Raw genomic sequence first — 832 nt, forward strand, 5'->3', positions numbered from 1 at the left:
GGTATTCTTTGTTGCAATATGAATGTACACCTCTTAGCCAATTTTTAAAATTCCTAATCTGAATATGTAACATTTTGAAATTCTTGCCATTATCAGATAGTGTTTGTGTCAAATTCGGATAATTTTCCTTGAGAGGCTTATACCCAGCCCATCCATCAACCAGCACCATTGCATCATTCTTAATATGATGGTCAAAGATAGGTTTAAGTGATTTTGAACTATAATCTTGGATTACTTTCGCATAACCTCTTCCTGATTTGCCATCTCTATGCTCAAATGCAATAACAACTCTTACCTTTTTGTCACTTTTGCTTCTGCCTTGCTCACCTGTTTGCGGTGTGCCTATCTCAAACTCATCAACATGAACTTCATCCTCTAAGGGGAATTGTTCACTGCTTTTCATGGCTACTTGCACTTTTTGTCTAAATAGCCAAGCTGTCTTTTGGTTAACCCCGAAATGTTCTGCTAACCAAATACTGTTTGCCCCTTTTTTACTTGTAACAATCTCATACATCATCTCAAAAGCTTTGTCTATTCCAAACTTTAATTTATGAAACAAGGTTCCTGTTGTGGTAGATTCATCATATCCACACTTACTACATCTACGACTTGCTGGCTGCTTTCCCTTTATAAATAAATGAGAATCACATCTTGTACAGCTATAGCCTTCGCTCCACTTAAGCTCTGCTAAAAAATTATAGCAATCTTCTTTTGTTGTAAATCTTTCTTTAAACGTCTGTCTATCAATGTTTTTTAGTATCCTCATCGTTCCTGAATTTGAATACAATTTACAAAATAATATACTCATATACAACTATTTGTGAACTAAATG

General features: G+C 34.9%; 1 protein-coding gene. It reads right to left on the reverse strand.

Annotated features, from left to right (window positions below):
• A partial coding sequence (locus HNS40_RS22505) for an IS1595 family transposase (RefSeq protein WP_172284954.1) occupies nucleotides 1-808 on the reverse strand: 808 nt, incomplete at its 3' end.
• Nucleotides 809-832 lie beyond the last annotated feature (24 nt).

It is taken from the genome of Lentimicrobium sp. S6 (assembly GCF_013166635.1).
Lineage (GTDB): Bacteria > Bacteroidota > Bacteroidia > Bacteroidales > UBA12170 > UBA12170.